The organism is Chengkuizengella marina, assembly GCF_009910845.1.
GTDB lineage: Bacteria > Bacillota > Bacilli > Paenibacillales > KCTC-33759 > Chengkuizengella > Chengkuizengella marina.
Genome location: NZ_SIJB01000014.1, coordinates 58,701 through 83,758, shown reverse-complemented (window position 1 = coordinate 83,758; position 25,058 = coordinate 58,701). Strand labels below are relative to the sequence as shown.

General features: G+C 33.4%; 28 protein-coding genes and 1 pseudogene. 8 read left to right on the top strand and 21 right to left on the bottom strand.

The window, feature by feature from the left end:
- Positions 1 to 361: 361 nt before the first annotated feature.
- On the top strand, positions 362 to 1,012 hold the full coding sequence (locus tag ERL59_RS06010; protein ID WP_160645286.1) for a hypothetical protein: 651 nt from the start codon (positions 362 to 364) through the stop codon (positions 1,010 to 1,012).
- Positions 1,013 to 1,232: 220 nt separating this feature from the next.
- Here ERL59_RS06010 and ERL59_RS06005 read toward each other — a convergent pair whose 3' ends face one another.
- Entirely contained in the window at positions 1,233 to 1,553 is a 321-nt protein-coding gene (locus tag ERL59_RS06005) for a YolD-like family protein (RefSeq protein WP_160645285.1), read from the bottom strand.
- Positions 1,554 to 1,699: 146 nt separating this feature from the next.
- Between ERL59_RS06005 and ERL59_RS06000 the strand changes: the two genes are divergently transcribed.
- From ERL59_RS06000 to ERL59_RS21670, 3 genes and pseudogenes are all read left to right on the top strand, one after another.
- A complete protein-coding gene (locus ERL59_RS06000; protein ID WP_160645284.1) occupies positions 1,700 to 2,182 on the top strand; it encodes a hypothetical protein in 483 nt (160 codons plus the stop codon).
- 237 nt (positions 2,183 to 2,419) lie between these two features.
- Positions 2,420 to 2,950 (top strand): hypothetical protein, encoded by a 531-nt coding sequence (locus ERL59_RS05995; protein ID WP_160645283.1) that lies wholly within the window; start codon positions 2,420 to 2,422, stop codon positions 2,948 to 2,950.
- A gap of 64 nt (positions 2,951 to 3,014) precedes the next feature.
- Positions 3,015 to 3,231: pseudogene (locus ERL59_RS21670) on the top strand (site-specific integrase); the annotation flags it as partial.
- A 78-nt stretch (positions 3,232 to 3,309) separates the two neighbouring features.
- Here the strand turns inward: ERL59_RS21670 and groL are convergent.
- From groL to ERL59_RS05950, 9 genes are all read right to left on the bottom strand, one after another.
- Positions 3,310 to 4,956, bottom strand: coding sequence for a chaperonin GroEL (gene groL / locus ERL59_RS05990; RefSeq protein WP_160645282.1), 1,647 nt, complete (start codon positions 4,954 to 4,956; stop codon positions 3,310 to 3,312).
- Between the two features lie 37 nt (positions 4,957 to 4,993).
- Entirely contained in the window at positions 4,994 to 5,275 is a 282-nt protein-coding gene (gene groES / locus ERL59_RS05985) for a co-chaperone GroES (protein WP_160645281.1), read from the bottom strand.
- 288 nt (positions 5,276 to 5,563) lie between these two features.
- Positions 5,564 to 6,316 carry a twin-arginine translocase subunit TatC gene (gene tatC, locus ERL59_RS05980; protein WP_160645280.1) on the bottom strand — a complete coding sequence of 251 codons (753 nt, stop codon included), beginning with the start codon at positions 6,314 to 6,316 and terminating at the stop codon, positions 5,564 to 5,566.
- 14 nt (positions 6,317 to 6,330) lie between these two features.
- Entirely contained in the window at positions 6,331 to 6,585 is a 255-nt protein-coding gene (tatA, locus tag ERL59_RS05975; RefSeq protein ID WP_160645279.1) for a twin-arginine translocase TatA/TatE family subunit, read from the bottom strand.
- Between the two features lie 46 nt (positions 6,586 to 6,631).
- Entirely contained in the window at positions 6,632 to 7,648 is a 1,017-nt protein-coding gene (locus ERL59_RS05970) for a molybdopterin-binding protein (RefSeq protein ID WP_160645278.1), read from the bottom strand.
- On the bottom strand, positions 7,645 to 8,139 hold the full coding sequence (mog, locus tag ERL59_RS05965; protein ID WP_160645277.1) for a molybdopterin adenylyltransferase: 495 nt from the start codon (positions 8,137 to 8,139) through the stop codon (positions 7,645 to 7,647). The genes ERL59_RS05970 and mog overlap by 4 nt, the downstream gene beginning before the upstream one ends.
- A gap of 20 nt (positions 8,140 to 8,159) precedes the next feature.
- Positions 8,160 to 8,639: a cyclic pyranopterin monophosphate synthase MoaC gene (gene moaC / locus ERL59_RS05960; RefSeq protein ID WP_268894496.1), complete on the bottom strand. Its 480-nt coding sequence runs from the start codon at positions 8,637 to 8,639 to the stop codon at positions 8,160 to 8,162.
- A gap of 106 nt (positions 8,640 to 8,745) precedes the next feature.
- A complete protein-coding gene (locus ERL59_RS05955; RefSeq protein WP_160645275.1) occupies positions 8,746 to 9,318 on the bottom strand; it encodes a 5-formyltetrahydrofolate cyclo-ligase in 573 nt (190 codons plus the stop codon).
- A gap of 113 nt (positions 9,319 to 9,431) precedes the next feature.
- Positions 9,432 to 10,259 carry an endonuclease/exonuclease/phosphatase family protein gene (locus tag ERL59_RS05950; protein ID WP_160645274.1) on the bottom strand — a complete coding sequence of 276 codons (828 nt, stop codon included), beginning with the start codon at positions 10,257 to 10,259 and terminating at the stop codon, positions 9,432 to 9,434.
- 209 nt (positions 10,260 to 10,468) lie between these two features.
- On the opposite strand from ERL59_RS05950, the gene abc-f reads away from it, so the two are divergent.
- Positions 10,469 to 12,400: a ribosomal protection-like ABC-F family protein gene (abc-f, locus tag ERL59_RS05945; protein WP_160645273.1), complete on the top strand. Its 1,932-nt coding sequence runs from the start codon at positions 10,469 to 10,471 to the stop codon at positions 12,398 to 12,400.
- 492 nt (positions 12,401 to 12,892) lie between these two features.
- Here the strand turns inward: abc-f and ERL59_RS05940 are convergent, their stop codons facing one another.
- The 11 genes from ERL59_RS05940 to ERL59_RS05895 all read right to left on the bottom strand — a co-directional run bounded on the left by ERL59_RS05940 (position 12,893) and on the right by ERL59_RS05895 (position 21,972).
- Positions 12,893 to 13,495, bottom strand: coding sequence for a hypothetical protein (locus ERL59_RS05940; RefSeq protein ID WP_160645272.1), 603 nt, complete (start codon positions 13,493 to 13,495; stop codon positions 12,893 to 12,895).
- A gap of 14 nt (positions 13,496 to 13,509) precedes the next feature.
- Positions 13,510 to 13,803 carry a zinc metalloprotease gene (locus tag ERL59_RS05935; protein ID WP_160645271.1) on the bottom strand — a complete coding sequence of 98 codons (294 nt, stop codon included), beginning with the start codon at positions 13,801 to 13,803 and terminating at the stop codon, positions 13,510 to 13,512.
- Positions 13,804 to 14,348: 545 nt separating this feature from the next.
- Positions 14,349 to 14,417 carry a hypothetical protein gene (locus tag ERL59_RS21585; RefSeq protein WP_407925685.1) on the bottom strand — a complete coding sequence of 23 codons (69 nt, stop codon included), beginning with the start codon at positions 14,415 to 14,417 and terminating at the stop codon, positions 14,349 to 14,351.
- A gap of 113 nt (positions 14,418 to 14,530) precedes the next feature.
- A complete protein-coding gene (locus tag ERL59_RS05930) occupies positions 14,531 to 16,780 on the bottom strand; it encodes a hypothetical protein (protein ID WP_160645270.1) in 2,250 nt (749 codons plus the stop codon).
- Between the two features lie 739 nt (positions 16,781 to 17,519).
- Positions 17,520 to 18,542, bottom strand: coding sequence for a tRNA (adenosine(37)-N6)-threonylcarbamoyltransferase complex transferase subunit TsaD (gene tsaD / locus ERL59_RS05925; protein WP_160645269.1), 1,023 nt, complete (start codon positions 18,540 to 18,542; stop codon positions 17,520 to 17,522).
- Entirely contained in the window at positions 18,539 to 19,042 is a 504-nt protein-coding gene (gene rimI / locus ERL59_RS05920; RefSeq protein ID WP_160645268.1) for a ribosomal protein S18-alanine N-acetyltransferase, read from the bottom strand. The genes tsaD and rimI overlap by 4 nt, the downstream gene beginning before the upstream one ends.
- Positions 19,039 to 19,809 carry a tRNA (adenosine(37)-N6)-threonylcarbamoyltransferase complex dimerization subunit type 1 TsaB gene (tsaB, locus tag ERL59_RS05915; RefSeq protein WP_160645267.1) on the bottom strand — a complete coding sequence of 257 codons (771 nt, stop codon included), beginning with the start codon at positions 19,807 to 19,809 and terminating at the stop codon, positions 19,039 to 19,041. The genes rimI and tsaB overlap by 4 nt, the downstream gene beginning before the upstream one ends.
- A complete protein-coding gene (gene tsaE / locus ERL59_RS05910) occupies positions 19,806 to 20,291 on the bottom strand; it encodes a tRNA (adenosine(37)-N6)-threonylcarbamoyltransferase complex ATPase subunit type 1 TsaE (protein ID WP_160645266.1) in 486 nt (161 codons plus the stop codon). Before tsaE ends, tsaB begins: the two co-directional genes overlap by 4 nt.
- 19 nt (positions 20,292 to 20,310) lie before the next feature.
- Complete coding sequence (gene thiL, locus ERL59_RS05905) at positions 20,311 to 21,336, bottom strand: thiamine-phosphate kinase (protein WP_160645265.1); 1,026 nt, start codon at positions 21,334 to 21,336, stop codon at positions 20,311 to 20,313.
- A gap of 207 nt (positions 21,337 to 21,543) precedes the next feature.
- Positions 21,544 to 21,726: an H-type small acid-soluble spore protein gene (locus ERL59_RS05900; RefSeq protein WP_160645264.1), complete on the bottom strand. Its 183-nt coding sequence runs from the start codon at positions 21,724 to 21,726 to the stop codon at positions 21,544 to 21,546.
- A 45-nt stretch (positions 21,727 to 21,771) separates the two neighbouring features.
- Entirely contained in the window at positions 21,772 to 21,972 is a 201-nt protein-coding gene (locus ERL59_RS05895) for a hypothetical protein (protein WP_235929808.1), read from the bottom strand.
- Positions 21,973 to 22,289: 317 nt separating this feature from the next.
- On the opposite strand from ERL59_RS05895, the gene ku reads away from it, so the two are divergent.
- Genes ku through ligD form a run of 3 tightly spaced genes read left to right on the top strand, consistent with a single transcriptional unit; the run spans position 22,290 to position 24,989 of the window.
- Complete coding sequence (gene ku / locus ERL59_RS05890; protein WP_160645262.1) at positions 22,290 to 23,126, top strand: non-homologous end joining protein Ku; 837 nt, start codon at positions 22,290 to 22,292, stop codon at positions 23,124 to 23,126.
- Positions 23,127 to 23,129: 3 nt separating this feature from the next.
- A complete protein-coding gene (locus ERL59_RS05885; RefSeq protein ID WP_160645261.1) occupies positions 23,130 to 24,083 on the top strand; it encodes an ATP-dependent DNA ligase in 954 nt (317 codons plus the stop codon).
- Between the two features lie 18 nt (positions 24,084 to 24,101).
- Positions 24,102 to 24,989 carry a non-homologous end-joining DNA ligase gene (gene ligD, locus ERL59_RS05880; protein WP_160645260.1) on the top strand — a complete coding sequence of 296 codons (888 nt, stop codon included), beginning with the start codon at positions 24,102 to 24,104 and terminating at the stop codon, positions 24,987 to 24,989.
- Positions 24,990 to 25,058: the final 69 nt, after the last annotated feature.

Here is a 25,058-nt window from a genome sequence, read left to right as displayed (position 1 = left end):
TTGGTAAGTATTATTGTAAAAATTAGGTGTTTGATATAATAGAGTTACCATTCCAAACCCCTTTAAATATGCATTTCCAAAACTAAATTTTTATGGGCATATGGCCTCATTAGGGATGAGACACCGAACCACTGACTTAATTGTCGGTGGTTTTTATAATGTTATGGAGAATTAAATTAAAAATATATATAAGGGGGTTAAAATTTTTAACCCCCCCAAAAAATTGAAATAGTTTATATTAAATGTTAAACTGTGGTAGTAAATAGCAATCGATTGTAATTATTTGCATATTATAGTTTGTTCGACGGGATAAACTAATGTTTATTACTAATATATTCTATAGGAGCTGTATAAATTAAATATGAAAAAAATTATTATTACTCTTATTGCCGTACTATTACTTTCTGTACCAGTGGTAAATGCTGAACAAGTAGAATCCGTTTATACCGTGGAGTCATATATTCATTATTTAGAAAATGAAGGTGCTATAGAAACATTAAATCAATTCAAAAATTTAAAAGCTGAAGATCAAGAGAAGTTTTTGGAGTATATCAATAATCCTGCAATGATGTTTGATACTAGTGATTCTAATATTGAAATAGTAGAAAAAACTATTACAAAGGATATTAAATCTGAAAAAAGTGCATTTGCATTGGCTAGTGGAACTCGTACAATTGAACATGTAAAAGAGTTAGACATATTAGGACTTAATGTATTAAAATATAAAGTAGAAGGTACCTATGACTACAACTCATCAGGAGCTACTAAGGCAGTAAGTGCAACTGGTGTTGTATTAAGAAATCTTAACCCTATGGTTCAAACCGAACTTACTTCTGTAAATGGTGCTGGTCGTGGTGTAGTAAATATTGGTAATGGAATATATACTGCTAAAGTTTCTTTTGATTATGAAATTGGACCTTTAAATGGTCTAGATGTACAAATAGGTACATATTACATGACAGTAACTGGTGATGAAGATGGGAAAATATCTGGATCATTCTGGAGAAGTTAATTATTTAATAGGAGAAATGTGATGTCTAAATCTACTAAAATTATATTATGGTCTGTATTAGGAATATTTGTATTTTTTACCATAATAGGAGTAATAACGTATTATTCAAGCTAAAGAAGATTCTACCTTTCAAAAATTAAATCTTTGAAAGGTAGAAAGCTTTATTGAAATATCACCTTTATCAAGTCCGTTCAGTTTGAACGGACTTGTTTTCTCATCTTTACCTGTTTTGATACTCAAATTCATCCTCAAGATCTAATTTTATTTGTCTTAACTGAGTGTCAAATTTAGTTACTATTCCAGTTTTAAACGCATTCTGATCAAAATCTCTGAACAACTCGACTGTGATTTGTGATTCACTCAACTTTGATTCAGATAATTGTTGAGATATAATATTGACTTCTTCCTCTGCAAGTTCTGGTTTCGTTTTTCTATTTCTTTCTTTTTGATAATAATTCATGAGTTCTTTATGTTCAGGTAGTATTATACGGCTTGCTTCCCACATCATATTTGATCCAGGTGTTAGTTTATTTTTTTTCATTTCACTCACCTCTTATAGAACGTGTGTTCTTATTATACCAGAGGTACAGGATGATACACAAGAGCACAATTTTTGAAAATAGTTACACGTCCAGTCAAAGCCACACAACTATGAATACATTAATAAAAAATGAAGGACGTGATTTTATGGGACATTTCGATAAATCCCTTTGTGATTGTTGCGTTTGCCCAATGCAATGTGTATTGAAGCAGTTAATTGGTAGAAATATAAACGTATCTGTATTATTTGGAAGTGATGTTATTGCAGTTCCAGCAAATGTAGAACGTGTAGAAAATTTTATTTTATTTACTGATAACGGAGATTTTGCGATTCATTCTATTATAGCTATATCAATGGATTTCAATCCTCAAATTCAATTAAAAAAAATAGAGAAAAATATTGGAGAATGTGCATGTATTGAAGATCCTATGACTAATTTATTACATTCTAAAATTAATCAAAATGTAAACATTGTAGGTCTCGATGCAATTATATTAAAAGTAGGAGAAGGACTTGTATTAGCTAAAGGAGAAATTGATGGAATGACGTTGTTTTTTATAATTTCAACGTGTTTTATTACTGCAATTGATGTTCCTATTAGACAAACAAATTTGTTTAAAAGAATATAGGAACTCATTAACAATGAAGGGACTTCACGGTAAAAAGAAAATGAACTCAAAAATTCTAAACCAAGTGATAACCTGGACACATTAAATAAGTAGATGGACACTATTAGTAGTGTCTATTTCTTTTGTTTAGAATCATATTTATATTAGCGGAAATTGTGTAATATATTACATACGTCCAGTCAAACCCAAATAAAAGTCATACAATAAATTAACTAAAAAGAAATTGAGGGTGAATTTATGGGACATTTTGATAAAACAAAGTGCGATTGTTGCGTCTGCCCAATGCAGTGTGTTTTGGAACAGTTTATAAATGAAGAAGTTATTATTCTTACAAATTTCCCTGGTCCTGCTGTTATTCAAATCAAAATAAATAAAGTCGAAAACTTTATTGTATCAGGTCTAGACATTGCAGACAATAATATAGCTCATGTTTCCATTTGTAATATCGTTACTGCTACTATAGTTACAACTAGGAAGCTACCCGATGTAAAGCCAATTCAACAAAACACAAAAGGGGAATGTGTTTGCTGTGAAGATCCTATCACCAATGTAGCAAATTCATTACTAGGGAAACCAATATGTATTACGGGAGGAGTGGGATGCGATATAGTAATTATTGTAAAGGTAGGAGAGGGCATTGTCATTGCAGAGGATATAACAAAACGAAATGTAGTTTTTTCTAGCTGTGCCTTAAGTATTATAAAAGAAGTTTCTGAAGTTTCCTCTTTAAGAACAAGGAGAAAGTCATTGGAAAAAACTCAGGAGTGATGTATTTTAGTTGTATTTGTATATCATCCTACTAATGCTCAGCCTGTGAGTAGGGATAAAATGATACCCCGAGTATCTAAAAACAATAGGAAATAGAATGAAAAGACTTCTGAAGTTATACTTCTTTACTTGCAGAAGCAGGAGTAGAGCTTCAAGAAATTATGGATCGTTTAGGACACAAAGATGACAGCACAACAAAACATGTATATCTCCACGTTACTAAACCAAAAAAGAAAGAGGCTTCTGACAAGTTCAGTGAACTCATGAGAAACCTCCGTTAGATAAATGTTAAACCAATGTTAAACTTTTATTGATCACATGCTTAAAACCATTGGTATTATAGGCTTGTGGGGATGATATTACATCATACCGCCCATTCCGCCCATTCCACCCATGCCACCCATATCAGGCATAGCAGGAGCACCAGCAGCATTTTCTTCTGGTTTGTCAGCAATAACTGCTTCTGTAGTTAAGAACATTGCCGCAACAGAAGCTGCGTTTTGCAATGCAGAACGAGTAACTTTAGCTGGATCAACAATACCTGCGTCAACCATGTTTACCCATTCACTAGTAGCTGCGTTGAAACCAACACCTACTTCTTCTTTTTTCAAGCGATCAACGATAACAGAACCTTCTAAACCAGCGTTTGAAGTGATGATACGTACAGGCTCTTCTAAAGCACGTAATACGATATTCATACCCGTTAATTGATCTCCTTCTGCTTCAACAGCAGCAACTGCATCATAAACATTAATTAATGCTGTACCTCCACCTGATACAATACCTTCTTCTACTGCTGCACGTGTAGAGTTAAGAGCATCCTCAATGCGAAGTTTACGTTCTTTTAATTCAGTTTCTGTAGCTGCACCTACTTTAATTACCGCTACTCCACCACTTAATTTAGCTAAACGCTCTTGTAATTTTTCTTTATCAAATTCAGAAGTTGTTTCTTCTAATTGGTTACGGATTTGTTGTACACGAGCGCCGATATCAGCAGCTTCACCTGCTCCGTCAACAACGATTGTGTTTTCTTTTTGAACTACGATTTGACGAGCGCGTCCTAATTGAGAAATATCCGTATTTTTCAATTCTAACCCTAACTCTTCAGTAATCACTTGACCACCAGTTAATACAGCAATATCTTGTAACATTGCTTTACGACGGTCACCAAATCCAGGTGCTTTTACAGCTGTACAATTAAAAGTTCCACGTAATTTATTCACTACTAATGTAGCTAATGCTTCACCTTCAACATCCTCAGCGATAATTACAAGTGGCTTACCTTGTTGAACTACTTTTTCAAGTACTGGTAAAATCTCTTGGATGTTTGTAATTTTTTTATCTGTAATTAAAATATAAGCATCATCTAAAACGGCTTCCATTTTATCCGTATCTGTGATCATGTATGGAGAAATGTATCCACGGTCAAACTGCATACCTTCAACTACTTCTAGTTCAGTAGCAAATCCTTTGGATTCTTCAACAGTGATAACTCCATCATTTCCTACTTTTTCCATTGCTTCAGCAATTAATTGACCTACTTCTTCGTCAGCAGCTGAAATAGCAGCAACTTGTGCAATAGATTGTTTGTTTTCAACTGGTTTCGCAATTTCTTGAAGTTGAGTTACTGCAGCAGCAACTGCTTTTTCAATTCCTTTACGAATCACCATTGGGTTTGCACCCGCTGTAACATTTTTTAAACCTTCACGAATCATAGCTTGTGCTAATACAGTTGCTGTAGTTGTACCGTCACCAGCAACATCGTTTGTTTTAGTAGCTACTTCTTTAACTAGTTGAGCACCCATGTTTTCAAATGCATCTTCTAATTCGATTTCTTTAGCAATGGTTACACCATCATTTGTAATCAATGGGCTACCAAATTTTTTCTCAAGAACAACGTTACGCCCTTTTGGACCTAGAGTTACTTTTACAGCATTTGCTAATTCATCTACACCACGAAGCATCGCTCTGCGTGCATCTTCACTAAATTGAATTTGTTTTGCCATTTTTATATGTTACCTCCTTAATTTGAACCGTATATATTTATGCTAAAACTGCAAGAATATCACTTTCACGCATGATCAATAATTCTTGACCGTCGTATTTCACTTCTGTACCTGCATATTTAGAGAAAAGTACTGTATCTCCTGTTTTTACTTCAAGAGGAATACGCTCCCCATCTTTTAAAGTACCGCTTCCTACTGCAACAATTTTACCCTCTTGAGGTTTTTCTTTTGCTGAATCTGGTAATACGATACCGCTAGCTGTTGTTTCCTCCTTCGCAACAGCTTCTATCACTACGCGATCACCTAGTGGTTTAATCATAGGTAATTACCCTCCTTAAAAAATATGTAATGCAAAGTTACATTATTTTGGTATTATTAGCACTCAGTTTAGTAAAGTGCTAACAACACTATTTATCATACTCATTTTATTCATACATTTCAAGTGGTTTAAGTAAATTTTTTTTCTCGAATAAAAAATTATATGGTTATGCGGTCCCGAAAAGTACTCAATTGTACAACTTTGGTTGACTTCACTTTTTGTGGTATAGAAAAAACACTAATACATGTGCTTTATTGCACCTTACATAGTGTTTTTCATATCAATCTATTATTTCTCACCATATTCCTCTTCCCAAGCTCGATCCAACTCTAATTGTTTCTTGTATACTCTTTTTGAAAGTAATACACTGAATTCGTATAAAAGAATCATAGGAACAGCAACAATTAAAGCTGTAATGGCATCTGGAGGAGTGACTAATGTGCCTAATACAACTAATATAAAATAAGCAAACTTTCTTACTTTTTTTAAAAGTTTTGGATTTAATATTTTTATTTTTGTTAAAAACATGACAACAACTGGCAATTGAAATATGACTGCCAGAGGGATTAAAATGTTAAACATAAAAGAAAAGTACTGAGAAAGCCCGTACGTTTCAATTAATTCTAGGCTTTCTGTAATAGTGGATGTAAACATAAAAGCTAACGGAAATACGACAAAATAACCAAAGCACAAGCCTACTAAAACCATTAGAAATGCAAAAGGCACATAAGCAAGTGAAGCTTTTTGCTCCTTCGGTTTTAATCCAGGTTTGACAAAAGCCCAAATCTGAAACAAAGTAAAGGGAAGTGAAACAACTAATGCAAATATAAAAGCAACATTCACATATATCCGAACAGCATCCCAAGGTGAGAATGCATTTAAGCTAATATCTGGGGCTGCTTCCCTTAAATAATTGATGATTGGTTGTGCAACGACAAATCCTGCAACCATACATACAATTAATACGATAACGACCCAAATAATACGCTTGCGTAATTCACCCAGGTGCTGGACTAACTCCATATCTTGTTTTGAACTCATCTCTTCTCACCAACTTAATCAGGCAATCTTCTGTTATCTTCCTTGTCCTTTTTACTTTGTGATACTTCTGCTTCATTAATCTCTTTACGTGTCACATTTTGATTATTTTTGTCTTCGTCATCTAAAATGTCATTTGCACCTTTTTTAAATTCTTTTAATGTTTTCCCAAATGCACGACCTAACTCTGGAAGTTTATTTGGTCCAAATAAAACTAATGCAATGATTAAAATCAGTATAAGCCCAGGTATTCCTATGGCTCCAAGACCCATGGGAATCCCTCCTTTCGTTTTTATTGATCTATATATATATTATAACTTAACAGTGATATAATCCACCATAACCCATAATAGTAATGTCTTCCTTTTCAATTTTCTCACCTGCACAGATTCGAGGTAACAGTACATCAAAAGAGGTAAATGGATCATGCATTACACACCCTGGAAGCCCCATAATAGGAGTATCTCCTAAATAAGCCATCATTAACATGGAACCAGGCAACATAGGTGTACCGTAACTTACCACATCTGCACCTGATTGTTTTATGGCACCTGGTGTTCGATCATCAGGATCAACAGACATTCCCCCTGTTATTAATATAAGATCAACATGTTCATCCTTAAAGCTATAAATATGTTGTACGATCGTTTCAGTATTATCTGGAGAAAAACGCTGATCTATGACTTCAGATCCTAGATTGACAAGCTTCTGTTTTACAATAGGTCCAAATCTATCTTTAATTCTTCCTGTAAATACTTCTCCTCCGGTTGTAATCAAACCTACTTTCATTTGACGAAAAGGTTTCACATGAATCAATGAATCTCTATCTTTATCTAATTTATACTGTTTGATCATTTTTTCAAACTGTTCTAGTTTGTCTTTGTTTACGATTAAAGGAATAACTCTTGTGCCAACTATTGGTTGATTTGCTTCAACTACTGTATTATTTTTCAAAGTTGCTACTGCAATATCATCAATTTTATTTACTTCATTTATTAAATCCGCATTTACTTTAACCAATCCATGAATTTTGGATTTTATGTTTACTTTTCCCTCTCTAGGATCAGTACATTCGACATTTTCTCCGTACAATAAGTTGGCCATCTGTATAGCTGCTTCATTTTCATGAAGAAACCCTCGTTTTAAATTTAGAATATATATATGTTCCTTACCAATATCTAAAAGCTTAGGAATATCGTCTTTTTGAATCACATGTCCTTTTTTAAACAATCTGCCCTTAAATTCACCTGGAATAATTTGAGTCAGGTCATGAGCCAATACCATTCCTATAGCATCCTTTGTACGAACTTCCTGCAACATATCGCCTTTTGTCATGATTTATGCTCTCCCTCCACACCTGTAAGAATACTTAAAGCATGAGGTAATTGATCAATAATCGCTTGCAAATTTTCATGCACACCTTTTGGACTGCCAGGCAAATTAATAATTAAAGTTTTGCCACGTATGCCTGATACAGCTCTTGACAGCATAGCACGCCTCGTTTTCAACATTGATGCTGATCTCATGACCTCAGCGAATCCAGGAACTTGTTTTTCAACGACTTCTAGAGTCGCTTCTGGTGTGACATCCCTATGGGCAAACCCAGTTCCACCTGTCGTTAAAATTAAATCTGCTTCATATTGATCGACCATTTCAATCAGTGTCTTTTTGATCATTTGTTGCTCATCAGGAACAATTTTATATTGGACAATATGTCCATCCATCTCCTCTTCAATTAATTCCCTAATCACCTGAGCACTAATATCTTCTCTTTCCCCTCTAGAACCCTTATCACTTGCTGTTAAAATGGCTACTTTCCAGCGCATTGGTCTCCCACCTCCAATCACTACCTATGATAATCTCCGCTTTTACCGCCCGTTTTTTCTGCTAAATAAGTGGGACCGATGATAATCGCTTTTTCCAATGCTTTGCACATGTCATACACAGTTAAAGCTGTTGCGGATGCAGCAGTTAGTGCTTCCATCTCTACACCTGTTTTGCCTACTGTACTTACAATGGCTTCAATATATAACTCGTCTTTGTTGTTATCAGAAAAACGAATATCAATACCTGTTATCGGAATGGGATGACACATTGGAATCCATTCACTTGTTTTTTTAGCGGCCATTATGCCTGCCACCTGTGCTACAGCCAGTACATCTCCTTTTTTTATTTTCCCTTCCTTTATGGCAGTTAATGTAGTTGACTCCATCTTCATTGAGGTTTTGGCAAGAGCTGTTCTTTTCGTTTGATTTTTCTCTGAAACATCCACCATTCGTGCTCTTCCTTGTTCATTCATATGGGTAAATGTTGTTCCTTCTTCCAAATAGCATTTCTCCTTCATTTATATTTTATCTTAATTTTAAAATATTTAACTGCTAAACATGTTACAAATTCATTAAATGAAAATTAAAAATAATTTATCTTTCTGATTATTTCAATAGTATCCCTTTTTCTGTAATGATTTGATCCATCATATAATCATGTTTCTCTATAGGAACATCTTCTACAATTTGCAAGTCATAGGCAACAGCAATTTTATACGGTACTTTTAAACCTAATTGATCATAACGTGAAAAAAAACGATCATAATATCCACCACCGAAACCTAATCTACTACCCGATTGATTAAAAGCAATACCTGGGACAATCACCACATTAATTTGAGCTATATCGTTACAAATACTCGTATTTGGTTTGGGCTCAAAGATTCCAAATTTCCCTACTTCTACCTCATTTAAGTTTTTTATCAAGTGAATTTCCATTTGATAATTTTGAATAACCTTGGGAAGAAATACAGTCCCGCCTGATTTCCAACACCAACTCATGAATGGTGTGATATCTACTTCATTTTTAAAAGGCATGTACATCAATATGTTAATAGGTTGTTGCAAATTTAGTGTTCCCTCAATATATTGAATGATATGACTGCAGATTTGCTCTGACTTTATCATTCTTTCTTCTGTTGAGATTTTTGATCGAACGCTAATCATTTTATTTCTCAATTCTAATTTCTCATTTTTTATGGACATAAATCAAATGACCTTTCCATATCAAATTATATATTCCTAACTTTATTTTATCATGTACCTATAATAACTCCTATTTACTTTCAATCTCAATACATTTGTATTGCTGAAATTTCTGCAACTACAGGTAAGTGATCTGAAGCATCGGATTCGATCGTCCAACTATCTAATATAAGCAATCCATTATTGGCAAAAATATAATCAATCTCCAAACCACTTAAGACCGTAGGAGAATCAGTACGAGAACTCTGCCATAAATGAGCTAAATCTTGCATAAGTGTATTATCTGACGTCATATTAAAATCACCCATAATAATAATAGGTTGTTCAATGTTTTGTATATGTAACAAAATCTGAGTGATTTGTGATTCCTTTTCCTCAAACGTTAACCCAAAATGCACATTGATGATCTTGATTATACCAAGTGGTGTCTCTATATCTACTAGTATAGCGCTTCGATCTTCAATATCATTAGCTAGATAAATCATTTCTGTATTTACGATTGGATAACGACTCAAAATTGCGTTTCCATACTCCATGAAGCTAAACTGCACACTAGGAACAAAAGCCCAATGCATATTTAACCTATCTGCAATCTCCTCTATTTGATCTACCATATTACTTCTAATATGAAATCGATCGACTTCTTGTAAACCGACAATCTCTGCGCCTGAATCTTCAATCACAGTAGTAATACGATTTAGGTCCACACTTCCATCCAACCCTCTTGCATGTCTTATATTATAAGTCATTACTTCTAATAAATTGTTGAAATCAGAAGAGGATGCACTCACTAGTTTCATTGATTTTTCCGATCCTTTTTTTGTCTCTCGTGTAGAAGGGTAAAAAAAACTAGAAGTTAACATAATGAGTAATACAACAAATAGAAAGCGTTTACAAAAAAGCTTTGATTTCATAAGTAGTCTCCCTTCTAGTTATTGTCTTTCTTTATATCATACATGAGCTAGTTCCCTCATCCTAGTTATAAAATTTGGTAAGTAAATATCACTTTGAAGTGTAGGTAAATTTAAGTTACACTGAATAGGACTGCACTTTTGAAACTACTAACTATACAATTTTTTATTAATCAACATAAGGAAGAAGTATTGCAGGAGGTCTTAAAAACATGCTTCTACAAGCATCTAATATAAGTAAAAGTTATGGCATAGAAACCATATTATCTAACGCTTCCATACAAATAGAAAAACAAGAACGCATTGGTATTGTAGGTGTGAATGGTGCTGGTAAATCAACTTTAATGAAAATTATTGCTGGAGAGTTATCGCCATCATCAGGTGATATCTTTAAAGCCAAAGAAGTTAGCATCGGATACTTAGCACAAAATAGCGGGTTACATTCAGATAAAACGATTTGGAATGAAATGTTATCCATATATGAACAAGTTTTAAAAATGGAAACAGAGCTTCGTATGCTGGAGCAACAAATGTCTGATCCTCAAGTCATTGAAAACACAAAACTATACGAACAAACGCTAGAGCGTTATTCCAAACTCTCAGATACATTTAAGGAACAAGGCGGTTATGAAATTGATGCAAACATAAGAGGGATTTTACATGGTATGGGTTTCGCCAAAATCCCTTCAGAATCACGAATTGAAAACTTAAGCGGTGGACAAAAAACTAGATTAGCTTTAGCAAAGTTGCTGCTACAATCTCCAGACGTCCTATTATTAGATGAACCGACCAACTACTTAGATTTAACCACATTATCTTGGCTGGAAAGTTTTTTACGTTCTTATGATGGTGCAGTTGTGGTCGTTTCACATGATCGTTATTTTCTTGATGCCCTAGTAAATGTCATATATGAAATTGAAAGGACAACAAGCAAGAGATATACAGGGAACTATACAAGATATTTAGAGTTAAAAGCACAAGATTTTGAGATTGAAAGTAAAAAATATGAAAAACAACAGGCTGAAATTTCAAAGATGCAGGATTTTGTACAGAAAAATCTGGCTAGAGCATCAACCACAAAAAGAGCACAGAGCCGTAGAAAAGCGCTAGAAAAAATGGAAGTATTAGATAAACCTTCAGAAGGGCTAAAAAAAGCTCATTTCACGTTCCAAATTGAAAAAAGAACAGGAAATGATGTATTGAAGGTTAATGATATATCTTTCGAATTTGAAGAAAATTCACCTTTATTTAAAAATGTAACTTTTCAATTATACAGAGGTGACTCTATAGCACTTATTGGACCTAATGGGACTGGAAAGTCTACTTTATTAAATACGTTACTTAAAAAATATAAACCTACTTCAGGAACCATGGATTGGGGATCAAACATTAAACTTGGCTTCTACGATCAAGAACAGAAAAATTTAAATGAACATAATACTGTACTTGATGAACTTTGGGATGAATATCCACATTTAGAAGAAAAACGAATACGAACAGTATTAGGTAATTTTCTATTCTCTGGGGACGATGTTCTAAAAAAAATTAGTTCCTTAAGTGGAGGAGAAAAAGCAAGGGTTTCTCTTGCAAAACTAATGTTACTAAACGCAAATGTCCTCATTTTAGATGAACCGACCAATCATCTTGACTTATTGAGTAGAGAAGTACTGGAATCTGCATTAATGGATTATGAAGGAACGTTATTCTTTATTTCACATGACAGATATTTTTTAAATAAACTTGCTGAAAAAGTATTCGAGCTTTCTCCCGATGGGATGACACATTTCCTGGGAAATTTCGATGATTATGTCGAAAAAAAAGCAGAACTTGAAGAAGAAAAATTGGAAAAACAGAACTCAAAACCTACGAATAAAGATAATAAAGAAGACATGGAAAACAATAATAAGAACTCATATGAATTAGACAAAAAGAAAAAACGAGATGAACGTAATCGAGAAAGAAGAGTGAAAGCATTAGAAAAGTCCATTCATGATCTCGAAGAGGAGATCAGTGAAATTGAAAAAGAACTAGCAGATCCTGAAATTTTTAATAATTACGTTTTGGTTCAAGAAAAAACAGAGTTGATTGAACAAAAAAAAGCAAAACTGAAAGATGATTATGAGGAATGGGAAACTTTGGTGTGATTGAAAATTCATTCATTATTTTATTGTGCAAATTCTATACTTTAGTAGTAAACTTTAATCGTATTACACATACTTAGCTATAATTAATCACATATTTAAACATAATATAGTTGGCGTAAGTGAATACAATAATGTATTTAGGCGTTACAAACGATAAGCCATGATCAGAATAGACCACAACCTTTGGAGGGCGGTCTATTCTTACGATTAGTCAATTAAATATTTATATATTACTCATCAATTGCGCCATATCATATTTTTAAAATATACCTTTGTAAAGGACATCTAAAAAAGGTCTAAGCTATAAAAAGAAGTTAATTTTTATAAATTACGGAGATTCTTCATTAAGTTACATTGATATCTGAAATTATTATAGTGCGTCAGCGTTCTCCAAGCTTTACGTGATAAACTAAGATGTAAGGAATACGTTAATTCAATGAAGCTGCAGATGTTATAAATACTCATTAACTTCTCTTTTGAATTTTAAGAATACTATTCTTCATCTATATAACCATTGACGAAATCTTTATCTTTATGTTTTTCCATAATCTTGGAAGTTTTCTGTGCTTTAAATGCTTTTTTATATTCATCAATCATTTGTTTTTTAGTATCATCTGAAACTAATACTTCTCCATAACCTGGAACAGGGTTATGCCAGTTGTTATTTGAATCATACAATGATGCAAATAAATACGTTTTACCAGGTTCTAAAAGCTCTTGATTTTCAAACTTGACTAATGTTACATTTCCCTCTGAATCTGTCATAAAACCAGCACTTTGATTTATAATTATAAAATCTTTTAATTTTCCTTTGATATTACGTTTTACTTCAACTTCAAATTGAGTTCTTGGCATATGTTCATTAAGAGGTTGAGTTCCGACTTGTTTAATGACCTTAGCTATAAAAACATTCTCTGAGTTACCTACCACTTCCTCCTTTTTAGTAGCATCCATCACAAAATCTCCATATATCTCGCTAATTTCTATGTTTTGTTCTTTTGATTGAACTGAGTCTTTATCTATTCCTTGATTTAAAAATGTTATGAAGATGATTGAACTTAATAATGTGCTAAATATCAGAACCTTTCTTTTCATATCTTAATCCCACCTTAATACAATTCATAATAATCTTCTTTGATATGTTCATCTAACTCTGTCATACTAAATCTTCCTTGCCTCATAATACCAGAATCATGATGACCAAATCCTAATGCATGTCCCATTTCATGAAGTGCTACCTTTTTTCTCTCATCGTTAGTCATTTTCATAAAGTTAAATACATTAAAGGCAATAATATCAGAACCAGTTAGTTTTTGATAATAGCCTAGTAAAGTTGATTGCTCCAAGATATCTTTAAAAGTTAAATCTTCATACGTAGCCCAAGTATCTGGAGCAATATTCACTGCACCTAGATTATTCCATTCCCTTATTGCATGATCTCTTGCATTATTAAAACTAAAACCATCGGTTCCCCATCGAATTTCATTTGAATCTACTGCACTCCGACCCGTAAAGTGTTCATAATATGCTGCTTGGGATGAAATAGGAAAGGAAAATAACGTTATTGATGAAAATAGTCTTTATTTTACTAAAATTTTAAAAATGAAAGGGTGTAATTATGTTTAAGAAAAAAAATTTGATTTTATTGGTAGCAATATTCCTAAGTGTACGACAAATTTCGACATAAATTTCAATGTGTATCTTCATCTTATAAATGAAGGAGGTATCTATATCTAACATACTATACAGACTATGATTAATAAAATGAATATTTATTATATTAGGTATTAATTTTATTCACACTCTCATCTTAAAACTCTAACACGTTTGTGGAGGAATCAGTTTTCGTTACGAATTCAAGATCCCTAGACCGCCTCGATCTATTCTTCACATCTACTATATAAAAAAATAGTAGTGCTAACCAATGCCTTGGTCTGCACTACTCATCTTAGTCTATTTTTTTATGGATCGACAGCATTGCAACTATTAGAATTGCAAACGTAATCATCAAAGAAATGATTCATATACAGTCATAAGCATCACCTCCTTTTCAAGAGGAATAACCTACCGTCCTATAACAACTATTGTAACTATATTACTATTTCTAAATATTGGTATGACTTTGCACTACTAATTCTCAACTTCACGACCTTTATCATTCAACTTCAACAACAGCATTGGAATGGCTACATACACAATCATTGTAGCTGCAGCTACAATACCTGAATCATTAATGAAAAATACTACAATAGTACCGATCGTTGTTGCAGAGAAGCCAATCATAAAGGAATAATATTTATCATGCCATTTCTTAAACCTCCCGTTTGGTTTCAATACAAAAAATACAATCACTACCAAACTAGTTAAAAACACTTTGCTCCATGCGGAAACACGTATGAGTAGCCAATTTATAGAGATCTTCCTAATCGCAATATCTATTATTTGTTGTACATTTCCACTAAATAATCCGTTCATTGCTTTTCCAATATGACTCACTTTATTTTGATCAGTAATCATCACATCATTTAATATCCATAAAACAATTAACGATATAAATCCTAAAATAGCGCTTAATACAGTGAACTTCAACCAGTGAATGGAGCTTACCCATTTTTCTTTAAAACATTTTATCCAAAGTATTGAGAATGTCACAATCGCTGTGATAGTACCTCCAGCATTTGTTCCCAAAAAAGGAGCTCCTAAATAAAATATAACAATCAAAAAATATACTGCAATCAACCATTTTGTCAGCCTATTATATTTCAGATAAGTCACATGAAAAAACATGGTTGCTGCAAGCGCAGTTGATCCGATCAGAACTCCCATAAATTCATTTCCAATCCCATAGTATCTAGCACCAATCATAACATCATATCCCAATACAGAATGTTTCATAGCATAAGCACCAAGTAAACCATCCATTAAAATCATAAAGGAAGTTGAAAAACTAATAATAGTAAGCATCGAAATAATAGAAAAATACTGAAACATCATACTTAATAAAATGGTAACTGCAAGAAAAAATATAATTTGTATCAAACTAGATAACCCTGAAAAATATCCCATCCAAAGCATAACAAGTGGTGCAATGAGTAATGAAAACAAAAATGGCTTTATGAATGGTATCCCTTGCCTCAAACCTTTAATCACAAATAATAAACTAATAATCAATACAATCACTTCATATGTAACAAAAGAATATAACAGCTTAGGTCTTAACTGGTAAATGTTTTGAATTTTTTTTATTTCCTCAACTAACCAATGTACATTTTTTTGATCATTCTCTTCAGCCATTATTGTATTTCCCATTATGCCGCTAGGAGTAGAAGTTTGAAATAATTTCAATAAACTTGGAGCCATATCCACATGTGAAACAATTCCTGTACGTTTCGTTGTAGAAGAAGTAAGTAACCCAGGTGTAATTTGCTTATCGTAATAAATGAACGGTGTTAATAACAGTTTCACCTCTTTTGCATCACGATGTACTTGTGGTGAAAACAGGATCATTGAATCTTCAGGATTCATATCATTTATGATTTCTCCTAGGAACTCATCCAGTTCTTTTAAAACTTCTTGTTGTAACTGATAAAAACGCGCTGGTGAATAATACAACTTATCCACATATAAGCGATCCAAATCTCCTAACTCAATCAAAATCATGGAATTATTCTTCACACTTTTCAATTGTTCAAATATCCATTGATAGTTGGTTTGCACTGAAAATGGTCTTTTTTTATTTATAGTTAACGTTTGTTTTCCAATATTACCATAAGAAATTAGCCCCTTCTTATCCATTATCATTTGAGCTGATGATCTTTTTTTTTCGTTGTGTGATTCATTTGAAACGATCCCTCTATCTCGATTACCATACACATAGATATTTTTTTCATTTTGCTTCAACGTTTCTCCTAATAAACCTATTTGTGTTTGATAACGATTATCTTCATTCAACTCATATAATAAAGAGATTTCAGGAACCACTATCTCAACTTTTTCGTGTAAACTCCCAACATAACGAGCATATTTTTCATATGCAGACTCTCCATCTACTTTTTCATCCAAATGAAGTGCTTTAATATCTGATCTACTTTTCGTAGGAACACCCGCGCCTAATGATACATAAACATCATCAATATTGCCTCCGTTAATACGCACATTCATTGCTCCAACCTTGCTTTGTTCAAATAAAAATGAAAGCGAAGGAAGAACTTGTAACTGTTCCTTAGAAAACTCATTAAAAGATAAACCGGGAATGGAAACCACAATGACTTTATTCTTTTCTGATTCTGTAAATGTGGAAGCTGAAATTTCATCAAAAACTAAAAAAATCATATTGAGCATAAGTATAATAACAGTTGATATGAGTATGTTTTTATACAAATTAATACACCTCTGTTTCAAGAATCAGCTACCGTATTTCTTCATCATCTCCATTTCAAAAGGGATACATACTAATCCACATTATCCACAACCTTATCCCCAGAATAATATGTCGTTTTACATCGATTTTACAGGTATTTTACAGGGTATTTACACATTATCTTGTTTTATCCACATTATCCACAACTCATTGTGTAAAACTTATCCTAATTTTTTATCACATTTTTAATTCAGTAATAACAATAGATAGAAGTACTTTTCCACAATATACACAAGCTGTGAATAACATTGTGGATAAACCGTGAACTATTTGTGATATATCAGAGATTTCGTGAAATATCTATGTAATGACATTTTTTTGTCTTAAAAAAAAGGTTATGATATTCGTATGCACAATTATAAATTTAGACGACATATCATTGAGTAAAACAACAGGATTATTAATACTTATTCTTATTTTCACTTTATTTAATACGATTACTAAGATGCAAAAAAGACGCGTTTATGCGTCTTTTCGTAGTTTCAGTAAATGTTATTATCACCTTTTGTTAGTTTTCTAACCTCGTCCTCTAAAACACGTATTCTTCGATTCATATTATAGAAAATCGGAAGATATATAATGACTATTCCAATGATAACATATAGTGCATTCACCATTTGTTCATATCACCTCTTTAATTTAAAACTACATTTATTTATCTCAGTATAACTTATTTATGATAAGCCATTCTATAAACCTTTAATCAACTGTGATCCAGTTTTCTAATGGAAGACGAGCTTCTGATTTCAAGTCCATCGAACTGAAGTCTTGTTTTTCCCATTTTAAGAAAGCTGCTGCTCCAATCATCGCTGCATTATCTGTGCAAAGGTCTAGAGGAGGGATAAGTAAAGGAATCCCTTCTTTTTCACAGCGAGTTTGTAATGCTTGTCTTAATCCTTTGTTTGCCGCTACGCCGCCAGCTAAAAGTAACTGTTTCGCATTGAATTGCCTTACCGCTCTCAAAGATTTTTCAACTAAAACATCTATTACAGAATTTTGAAAACCAAGAGCAACATGTGCTTTATTTAAAACTTCCCTTTTCATTTTTGCTTGATTAACTACTGATAATACTGCTGATTTTAACCCGCTAAAACTAAAATCATATGAATTTGCTTCTAACCAAGCTCTGGGTAATTTGATTTCTGCATCAGATTCCTGTGCCAGTTTATCCACATAGGGTCCTCCTGGATATGGAAGACCTAGCGCTCTAGCTACTTTATCGTAAGCTTCTCCTACTGCATCATCACGTGTTTGTCCTATAATTTTAAATGAACCCGGTGCTTCCATGTAAACCAATTCAGTGTGCCCTCCAGATACAACTAAAGACATTAAAGGATATTCTAAATCATGTACTAACTGGTTAGCATATATATGACCTGCAATATGATGGACACCAATCAAAGGTAGATCAAGAGCACAGGCAAAAGCTTTTGCAGCAACCATACCTACAATTAATGACCCAACTAAACCGGGCCCCTGAGTCACAGCAACGGCTGATAGATCCTTTGCATCTATATTTGCTTGTTTAATGGCTTCTTCCATAATTAAAGTAATCGTTTCAACATGTTTCCTTGAAGCAATTTCAGGTACAACACCCCCGAATTTCTCATGTGTTTCCATTTGACTTGAAACAACGTTCGAACAAACTTTTTTTCCATTCTGTACTATGGACACAGAAGTTTCATCGCAGCTCGTTTCTACTGCTAAAATTGTGATTGTCATTTTGCTCCATCCTTTTGGTTCAAATCTACCCACATAATCAGTGCATCTTCATGATTATCTGTGTAATAGCCTTTACGAATACCTGCTTCATAAAATCCTAATTTCTTATAAAGATGAATCGCAATTTCGTTAGAAACTCTTACTTCTAACGTCATTTTCTTCATTCCTAGAGACAATGCATTCTCTTTCATTTCCTCAACCAACTGTTCTCCCAATTTTTGACCACGATATTGATTACGAACTGCTATATTTGTAATATGTGCCTCATCTATCACTGTCCACATGCCACCATACGCTGCAATGATTCCATCCATCTCAATGACTTGATAACGTGCAAAATGATTGTTCAAAAGCTCATTGTAAAATGCTTGCTCCGTCCATGGGGTTGTAAACACCTCAGATTCTATCTCATGAACTTGCTTTATGTCAGCTATCGTCATCGATCGACTTAAACGTTCCATGGATTGTTTCCTTTCAACATCAGTAAAGGTTCGTTTCATAAATTTTTTTCTGCTTCAGCTAATTGGGTATAGTTGGGTATAAAATGATGTGGTTCCTTTATTTTACTTCGATCCCTTTGTTTAAAAGCAAGTAGTCCAATATCATAAGCATTCATATGTTTTTCATAACAATTCATTTTTTGACCAGATACCTGCTCTAATCTGGAAATCTCTGCTTTAAATTGTTCAACATCACCTACAAAAGTAATTTGTTTAGAAGAGGATTGTGATTCTAGGTACTCGTGGATTTGTTGAACCCATGTTTCCATCAGTCTGATACCATCAGGTAATCTATTTTCGTGACCGTTTTCTTTAAATTCATATAGTGCTGTATACACCTGCCCCCTACGTGCATTTAATATAGGGATAATCCAGTTATCCAACCCGTTTGAACCCAGTTCATTTAATTTCATTTCCCTGTTAATCCCATAAGATAAACCTTCTAAACTGGAAACGCCAAATAAAGGGATATGTAATGTCCATGCTAGCGTTTTTGCAACAGTAACTGCGATTCGAACTCCAGTATATGAACCTGGACCCTGTCCAGCTGCTATACAGTTCAAATCTCTCATCTTAAGATCTACATCACTAAGTAATTTTTGGATACAAGGAATTAATTGTATGGAATGACTTCTTTCTGCCTTCACTCGAATTTCTTTTAAACATTGATCATTTTGTAGTACAGCAACAGTGAGATCTGAAGTTGAAGTATCCATACAAAGCATAAAATTATTTGACAAATGATTAAGTGTTTGTCCTATTTTCATGAAATCACCCCACTGTTTTTCAACTTTTCACACCATTGAATATATATATCACCTTTTGGAGTAATCTCAAAATTCCGCTCTTGATCACCCAAATGAGTAATGTACAATTCCAGACGATGTTCTGGAAGCAGTTCAGTAATTTTACTTGACCACTCCACTAAACAAACACCATTTCCATAAAAATATTCATCTAAACCTAATTCATCCGCTTCTTCTATAGATAAACGGTAAACGTCCATATGATATAAGGGTAACTCCTGTCCTTGATATTCTTTAATCAACACAAAAGTAGGACTATTAACAATCTCTGTAATCCCAATTTCTTTTGCAAATGCTTGAGAAAATGTGGTTTTTCCTGCACCTAGATCCCCATCTAATGTAATCACATTTCCTGCTTGTACGTTTTTTGCAATTTCATGAGCTAACCGCTTTGTATCTTTTTCTGATAAAGCATGAAATCGAAAACTACTTGCTTGATTCAATGTATTCACTCCAGCCTATCTAATTAAAATGATTATACCCTTTTTTATGTATTTTTTTTATATTACCGTATGCATCTTTCATCTGCACACCCTTTTGAGCTACGACTTCTCCTACAATAAAAAATGGAATTCCTTCTTGTTGAAAGCGATTCTGTATATGTACCACATCCGCTTTTGAAACCGTTCCAAGCAATTGATAGTCCTCCCCACCATACATAATCCAATCAAGTGGGCTCTTTCCTATGAGTTGACCATACTCTCTTAATTGGGGATGTATGGGTAACTTCACTTCGTCAAATAAAAACCCAACATTAGATGCCTCACAAATCTCCGAAGCCTCACTTGATAATCCATCACTAACATCGTTTAAAGCATGACATCTCCTAGATTGAAGAAGAATGCGACCTGCTTTAATTTGAGGAGTTGGTCTTCTGTGCTGTTTCACAAGTGGAAGAAAGTTCATTGGAATTTGGCCAAGCATAAGTTGTTTCTGTTTCACTTTCAATAAATAATCCAGCCCTGCTGCTGAGCATCCTAAATAACCTGTGGTGAATACTAGGTCATTCACCTTCGCATTTGAACGGAATAGTGCCTGATTTGATTCAACTTCACCTACTAAAGTGATAGAGATATTTAAATGTTTAGGTGATTTCGTTGTATCACCGCCAATCACTGCAATTTCAAAATAGTTTGCGCACTCATAAAGTCCTTTATATATTTTTTTTAATCGAAATGTAGAGTAATGCTTAGGTATGCTTAAAGAAATAAGAGCATACTTTGGTATAGCCCCCATTGCCGCAATATCACTTAAATTGGATGCCATTGCTTTATAACCAACATCTTCATCTAACATTGTATATGGATTGAAATGAATCGTTTCCACCATCGTATCACAGGTCATGACAAGCTGCGAACCTGACCGGGTTTGTACAACAGCGGCATCATCCCCTATGCCCTTTATGACTCCGAGTTTATTATGAAAATTGTTAGATTGTTTTTTATAATTTAAAGATTGAATTAATGCAAATTCATCTAATGAACTCAAAGAATCACCTACTAAAATTAAACATTCAAGTTTCTAGCTGCCTCTAATTATAACTAATTTGACCCACAAAAGCACCATCCTACGACATCATCAACTTTTTAATAAATAAGCATGTAAGAAAAAATAAAAAATCCCATAATGAAAAGGGACAAACTTCATTCGGGATTTCTCATCTTTCTATAAAAAGTATTGTTTCAAGGAATTCGCTTATTGTAGTTCTTTTAATTTTGTGATTTCTACGGTTTCTTGTTCATTTGGATTATTTACTTCGTGAATACTTGCGCAATTGTTTACACGATCAACTTTATCAATCCAAACTTCCTTTCCATTTAAATACACATTAATTTTTGCTTCAGAATGAAATATTTCCTGTGCTCTTTCTATATCCATAGGTAACCTCCATATTAATGATTATAGTATTACATTGATACACCCTTATTCACCGAAAGATTTTTCTTTAATATCACTCTTTTCATCTTCCATTGTATCTGTTGTTGATTCATCGATGAGTCCGTTTTGTAGGGTTACATGCCCTCCTCCTAACCCCTCATTCACCATACGATCAATATCCATAAAATGTTTTTCTCTTCCTTCGTTTTGCGCTTCATTATTTTCTGTCTCATTATGTTTAGTCAAAATCATTACCTCCTATATTTGCAATGAATGGGATGCCCATTCATTGCATACGATATTTTTTCATCAAGCAATCCCTTGTTTTAATGATACCCACTCCCCATTATTTTTATCATTACATTACATGACGCAAGATACGGTTAATTTTATTTGACAATGTAAATAATGAATACAAGAATTATGAAAATAACTTCAATTAGCAAACTCAAATGCAAAAACGGATATTTATAGATGTAATCACATGAAAAATTCATTTATTGCGAGACTTTCAAAGCATCACGTAACTAGAGATCATTACAAATTAAAGGAGGAATGTTTAAATGCATACGATGTGGAAAGGAGCTATTAGCTTCGGTCTTGTACATGTACCAATCAAAATGTTCTCAGCAACGGAAGATAAAAGTATATCCATGAGATATATTCACAAGGATTGTGGAACTCCAATCAGTTATGTTCGGAAATGCAAACATTGTGATGAAGAAGTAGATTGGGAGTCCATTACAAAAGGATACGAATATGAAAAAGGAAAATTTGTTCTTTTCGAAAAAGAAGAGTTAGAGCAGCTTGAATCGGAAACAACAAAAGAAATACAAATTCTTGATTTTGTACAATTAGAAGAAATTGATCCAATTTATTTTCAAAAAACATATTATTTATCACCTGGAGAAACAGGAGCAAATGCATATTCTTTATTATTAGAAGCGATGAAGGAAAGTGGGAAAATCGGAATAGCTAAAATATCTATACGTTCCAAAAGCAGTCTCGCAGCTTTAAGAGTCATAGATAAATGTATCACACTGGAAACCATCTACTATCCTGATGAAATTAGAGCGATAGATAAAATTCCTAATCTTCCTGAAAATGTGAACGTCAAGGAAAACGAATTATCCATGGCAAAAATGCTTATTGAACAATTAACTAAACCTTTTGAACCTGAGAAATATCATGATGATTACAGGGGACAATTGTTAGAGTTAATTGAAAGTAAAGTTTCTGGAGAAGAGATCAAAATTGCACCTAAACAACCAGCTGCAGACGTTATTGATTTGATGACAGCTCTGCAAGCCAGTCTAAATGCAATGGATACAGGGGAGCAAAAACCAAGTAAAAAAACATCTAAAAAAGCAAAAACAAACAAAAAAGAGACAGTATCATAACAAATGAAGGAAGGCGTTAAAACCACACAACTTCCAATAAAACCAATGTCACCGATCTCAAATGAACAGATCCCTGTAGGTGATGAATGGGGTTATCAACTCAAATGGGACGGCGTAAGAATCTTAACTTTCATTCAGGGTGGAAGAGTAGATCTATATTCTAAAAAAATGATCCTAAAAAACGAAACGTATCCAGAAATTGTACAGTTCTTTATGAATCCAGTATTTCAGTCCATTCTTCAGTCAAAAATGAAAGATTCCATATTATTAGATGGGGAAATGATTGTTTTTGATCAAGATACTCAAAGACCTAATTTTCAAAAAATACTACAAAGAGAAAAAAACAAAAGTACCATTGTACAGAACAAATATCCAGTTTCATATGTTCTTTTTGATCTACTCTATTTAGGCGGTATAGATTGGAGAAAAAAACCTTACAGCAAACGTTATCAAAAACTGAAAACACTTTTCAATGAAACCACTTCCTCCCTCTTTGTAACAGACTTATTTTATGATGGTCATGTATTATGGGATTGGGTTAACAAATATCAATGGGAAGGCATTGTCAGTAAAAGGTTAAGCAGTTCTTATCAAGAAGGGAAAAAACATAATGATTGGTTTAAGAAAAAAACGATCTTATATTTCGACGTTAAAATTGTAGCAATCACTACAAAAGGCAACTTACTTTCCAGTTTAGTTATGGCACGTGATGGATACTACTTCGGCAAGGTTTCTTTAGGGTTAAATCAACAATGGAAAGAAACGCTACTGTTATATTCCAAAGTACATCATTCGAATGATGCCTCTTTCTTTCCTTTACCCTCGGATTTAAAGGGGGATCACATGGTTTGGTTGAAAAAACCTTTCCCATGTAAAGTTAAAGGATTAGAAATTACATCCTATGGCGTATTACGCCACCCTCAAATTGAGTACATTGATGTCAACCATTTGTATTAGTTTTATGGAGGTAAATTCATGTCAAAAACAACAGAAAAAGTACCCTTGAAAGTGGAAGGGCATGAGATACTCATTTCCAATCCAAGTAAACCCTTATGGCCAAACATTTCCAAAATTGAATATTTACATAAGTTAGTAAAACTTGCTCCTTTCCTCCTTACATATTGTAAAAATAGATATTTAACCACGATCAGATTTCCGCATGGTTATAATGATAAGACTTTTTTTTATCAAAAAAATTGTCCTGAACCAACTCCTGATTTTGTGAATACTGCATATTTACATAACATCCATTATGTAAACTTGGATAATGTAGCTACTTTATTATGGTTAGGTAATTTAGCATGCCTAGAATTTCATCCCTCCTTTCATTACATTAATCAATCTTTACCCGTTGAATGGGTTATAGACATTGATCCTTCTAAAGAAAATGAACCTAGATTAGTAGACGCTGTCCTTTTTATAGGGGAGCTACTGGACAAACTGCATATTCAATCTGTACCTAAAACCTCTGGAGCAACTGGAATACAAATCGTAATCCCTATTGAACAAAAATATAGTTTTGATCAATTGAGGAAAATGGGACAGTTTATTAGTGAATTTTTAGTACAAAAACACCCAAACTTATTTACCATTGAAAGACTCAAAAAAAATAGAAAGCAACTTATCTATATTGACTATTTACAACATTGGCAAGGAAAAACATTAGCTGCTCCTTATACACCTAGAGCGCGAGAGCATGCCCCCGTTTCTACTCCTCTATTCTGGCATGAAATCAATAAAAATCTAATTCCTTCTGATTTTAATCTTTTAAATATCGAGAACCGCTTAAAAAAAGAAGGAGACCTCATACAAAAGGTTAAACCACAACAGCTTGACCATTTATTAGCTCACTTATCCAACTAATACATATTGTAGTGATATTTGGAGAAAATACTTTCATAACCTGTAACTTACTACTGTTTTGGCAAAATT

Coding starts and splice junctions, on each gene's coding strand:
- tatC (WP_160645280.1), bottom strand. CDS start 6,316: ATGAGTTCAAAACAAGATATGGAGTTAGTCCAGCACCTGGGTGAATTA.
- ERL59_RS06010 (WP_160645286.1), top strand. CDS start 362: ATGAAAAAAATTATTATTACTCTTATTGCCGTACTATTACTTTCTGTA.
- abc-f (WP_160645273.1), top strand. CDS start 10,469: ATGCTTCTACAAGCATCTAATATAAGTAAAAGTTATGGCATAGAAACC.
- ERL59_RS06005 (WP_160645285.1), bottom strand. CDS start 1,553: ATGAAAAAAAATAAACTAACACCTGGATCAAATATGATGTGGGAAGCA.
- groES (WP_160645281.1), bottom strand. CDS start 5,275: ATGATTAAACCACTAGGTGATCGCGTAGTGATAGAAGCTGTTGCGAAG.
- tsaB (WP_160645267.1), bottom strand. CDS start 19,809: ATGAAAATAGGACAAACACTTAATCATTTGTCAAATAATTTTATGCTT.
- tatA (WP_160645279.1), bottom strand. CDS start 6,585: ATGGGTCTTGGAGCCATAGGAATACCTGGGCTTATACTGATTTTAATC.
- ku (WP_160645262.1), top strand. CDS start 22,290: ATGCATACGATGTGGAAAGGAGCTATTAGCTTCGGTCTTGTACATGTA.
- ERL59_RS05950 (WP_160645274.1), bottom strand. CDS start 10,259: ATGAAATCAAAGCTTTTTTGTAAACGCTTTCTATTTGTTGTATTACTC.
- mog (WP_160645277.1), bottom strand. CDS start 8,139: ATGCGCTGGAAAGTAGCCATTTTAACAGCAAGTGATAAGGGTTCTAGA.
- ERL59_RS05900 (WP_160645264.1), bottom strand. CDS start 21,726: ATGGATATAGAAAGAGCACAGGAAATATTTCATTCTGAAGCAAAAATT.
- ERL59_RS05970 (WP_160645278.1), bottom strand. CDS start 7,648: ATGACAAAAGGCGATATGTTGCAGGAAGTTCGTACAAAGGATGCTATA.
- ligD (WP_160645260.1), top strand. CDS start 24,102: ATGTCAAAAACAACAGAAAAAGTACCCTTGAAAGTGGAAGGGCATGAG.
- ERL59_RS06000 (WP_160645284.1), top strand. CDS start 1,700: ATGGGACATTTCGATAAATCCCTTTGTGATTGTTGCGTTTGCCCAATG.
- rimI (WP_160645268.1), bottom strand. CDS start 19,042: ATGAAACGAACCTTTACTGATGTTGAAAGGAAACAATCCATGGAACGT.
- ERL59_RS05995 (WP_160645283.1), top strand. CDS start 2,420: ATGGGACATTTTGATAAAACAAAGTGCGATTGTTGCGTCTGCCCAATG.
- tsaD (WP_160645269.1), bottom strand. CDS start 18,542: ATGACAATCACAATTTTAGCAGTAGAAACGAGCTGCGATGAAACTTCT.
- ERL59_RS05940 (WP_160645272.1), bottom strand. CDS start 13,495: ATGAAAAGAAAGGTTCTGATATTTAGCACATTATTAAGTTCAATCATC.
- groL (WP_160645282.1), bottom strand. CDS start 4,956: ATGGCAAAACAAATTCAATTTAGTGAAGATGCACGCAGAGCGATGCTT.
- ERL59_RS05885 (WP_160645261.1), top strand. CDS start 23,130: ATGAAGGAAGGCGTTAAAACCACACAACTTCCAATAAAACCAATGTCA.